Here is a 2,797-nt window from a genome sequence, read left to right as displayed (position 1 = left end):
GAGAAGCTCCTGAAGGGGCTGTTCTATAGCACGGTCTACAAACCGTGCTTTTCATCTGCAGGGAGGTAAATACCCTTGCCATAGCGAAATAAATAAAGGCAGGAATAATACTGGTGAATACTGGTAAATGTAAAGATAAACCTGGTCGTCTGAAGATGTACCTGGGGGAGAAGAAGATGTCAAAAATCAAGGTACTGCATGTTATTCGTCCAGCCAGGGGCGGCATGAAAAATCACCTGCTTTCCCTTTTGTCTCTGGGGGATAAAAACCTTTTTGAACCTCTTGTAGCCTGTCCACCAGGAGACATGACCCGCGAAATCACAGAACTGGGCATAAAGGTTGTCCGTATACCTCTTGCAGGCGAACTCTCTCCCCGCTCTGACTGGCATGTTTTACGCATCCTGGTGAACACCCTGGTGGCTGAAAAAATCACCATTATGCATGCCCATAGCTCCAAAGCAGGACTCGTGGCACGATTGGCTGCCAAGATAGCCCGCACTCCCATTATCTTTATGACTGCTCATAACTCCATTTTCTATGAGTTCTGGCCGCCCTGGAAAAAAAGTGCTTTTGCTTTTGGAGAGCGTATCCTGGGCCGCTATACCCACCGCATCTTCACAGTATCGGAAGCCCTCAGGCAAGAGCTTTTGCTAAAGGAAAGATTAAAGCCGGACCTGGTGGTCACCATACATAACGGCATAGATCCCAACCCTTTCCAGCGGGAGTTTGACAGGCGGGGGACACTCCGTTCTCTTGGCCTCCCCCACTTTGGCCAGCTGGTGGGTACTATCGCCCGCCTTGCCCCACAAAAGGGTATATCCTACTTCCTTCAAGCTGCGTCCATTCTCCACCCGGGATTACCAGGTTAATTTCGTGGTTGTAGGGGATGGCCCCCTGCGGAGAGTCCTGGAAGAGGAAAGCAGGGCCCTGGGGCTTGAGGGGCGGCTCTTCTTCACCGGAGAGCGACGGGATATCCCCCAAATTTTATCCTTGATGGATGTTTTTGTGCTGCCTTCTACCACTGAAGGCTTGCCTCTGACCATTCTTGAAGCCATGGCTGCAGGAAAACCAGTAATAGCCAGCAGGGTGGGTGGCTTGCCGGAAGTGGTCGTAGACGGAGAAACCGGCTTTTTGGTACCACCCGGGGATCCTCAGGCGCTCGCACGGGCACTGGCACAGTTACTCGTGAACCGACAGAAAGCGGAAGAAATGGGCCAGAAGGGTAAGCAAAGGGTTATGCAGCACTTTACAGTGCAAACCATGGTTCGTAAAATTGAGGAGGAATACAAAGCTGCACTTTTCAACCGTGGTCTTCTACCTGCCCGACAATCCTGAAAGTGAAAAGGTGACGTAGCTATGAAAACCAGGCTCTCAATCATTATGACAGCACTAATCTTTTGGGCAACATTTTTACCCACCCCCCTTCAGGCCGGTTACGAACCGGCATTCCAAAATGCCCTGCCGTCTAAAAGTCAACAGGGTAAGCCCATTATGCCCCCACCGAATGGGGGCAGGGTAGTAATGGTTACGGTGGACAGGTTGAATCTTTCCGATTTAAAATACCTGCCTCATTTGCAACAGCTGCTGGAGCAGGGCGCATTGGGATTAATGAACGATAATACTGCAGGAGCTCCAACCCCGGAAAATACTTATGCTACCATTGGAGCCGGGGTACATATCAGCGCTAACGACACAGCAGCTCTGGGCTTCAACGCCCAGGAGAAATTAGATAAGGGTATCGCCGGGCAGGAATTTTACCGTCGCACAGGTGTAATTGTAAAACCTGATGCGCTGGTTCAGTTGGGTATTGTGCGCATCCATAAACAAAATAAGCAACTCCCCTATCCGGCCAGACCGGGCGCTTTAGGTTCTGCTTTGCACAGAGCGGGCTTGAAAACCGCTGTTTTAGGAAATGCCGATGTCCCCCAGGGACTAAGGCGACAGGCCCTGAGTATAGCCATGGATGAAAGTGGAGTGGTAGACTGCGGTAACGCAAGTACATCTATGCTGGCCAGTGATCCATCCTTCCCCGGTGGCCTGCGCACTGATTATACGAAGCTGTTGTCTACTTTTGACGAGTTGCCTTCAAAGGTTTCTCTGGTTGTTTTTGAACTGGGAGATCTCTCACGACTTGATGAAATGCAGGACGATGTTTCGGAAAAAGTAATGGCAAAACAACGCCGGTTAACTTTACAAAGAGTTGATGAATTTATCGGGCAACTGGTTCCGCGACTTAACCTGCACAGAGATCTTCTGCTAATCGTTTCTCCTACACCGGGGAAAGACATTATTACGGGTGTTTCAAATTACCTGACTCCCATCATGGCCGTCGGGCAAGGAGTAACCCGCGGCATGCTATCTTCCCCCACCACCAAAAGGGCCGGTGTAGTGATGAATACCGATATTGCACCAACAATCTTGCACTTTTTAGGCATAAAGATACCTGTTGAAATGACCGGCCAACCCATGTGGGTGATGGCCCCTGAAAGGGGTCAAATAGGAGTTTTGGAGCGTATGTTAAACCAGCTCACTCTGACATACGATATCCGCGCCGACATACAAAGAGGATATATTTTTTATCAACTCATTTTGCTCCTGGTCTCCCTCTACTGTATCTTTTGGAGGCGTACCAGGCTGGGCCGGGTGCTTGAACCTTTTCTACTCTCGGTTATGGTGGTACCACTGGTCTATCTGCTGTTACCCTTACTACCCCAGCCGGCAACCTGGGTGATTGTTTTGGAAATGGGCGGCCCAAAAAAGGAGAGCAGCCCCAGACCACAGTCGTTTACCATGCCCA

2 protein-coding genes and 1 pseudogene are annotated in these 2,797 nt (G+C 50.3%); all 3 read left to right on the top strand.

Going from position 1 to position 2,797, the window contains the following annotated elements; translation table 11 throughout:
- The first annotated feature begins 176 nt into the window (after nucleotides 1–176).
- Entirely contained in the window at nucleotides 177–869 is a 693-nt protein-coding gene (locus ACPLUI_RS00020) for a glycosyltransferase (RefSeq protein ID WP_424658221.1), read from the top strand.
- Nucleotides 769–1,335 (top strand): glycosyltransferase, encoded by a 567-nt coding sequence (locus tag ACPLUI_RS00015; RefSeq protein ID WP_424658220.1) that lies wholly within the window; start codon nucleotides 769–771, stop codon nucleotides 1,333–1,335. The genes ACPLUI_RS00020 and ACPLUI_RS00015 overlap by 101 nt, the downstream gene beginning before the upstream one ends.
- A 156-nt stretch (nucleotides 1,336–1,491) precedes the next feature.
- Nucleotides 1,492–2,797: pseudogene (locus ACPLUI_RS00010) on the top strand (hypothetical protein); the annotation flags it as partial.

This window comes from Desulfofundulus sp., assembly GCF_049701015.1.
GTDB lineage: Bacteria > Bacillota > Desulfotomaculia > Desulfotomaculales > Desulfovirgulaceae > Desulfofundulus.
Note: the sequence above shows the minus strand (reverse complement) of the source record. Positions and strands in the feature narration are given on the sequence as shown.

Excerpts from the sequence above, each read along its gene's own strand:
- ACPLUI_RS00020 (WP_424658221.1), top strand. The coding sequence starts at position 177 with ATGTCAAAAATCAAGGTACTGCATGTTATTCGTCCAGCCAGGGGCGGC.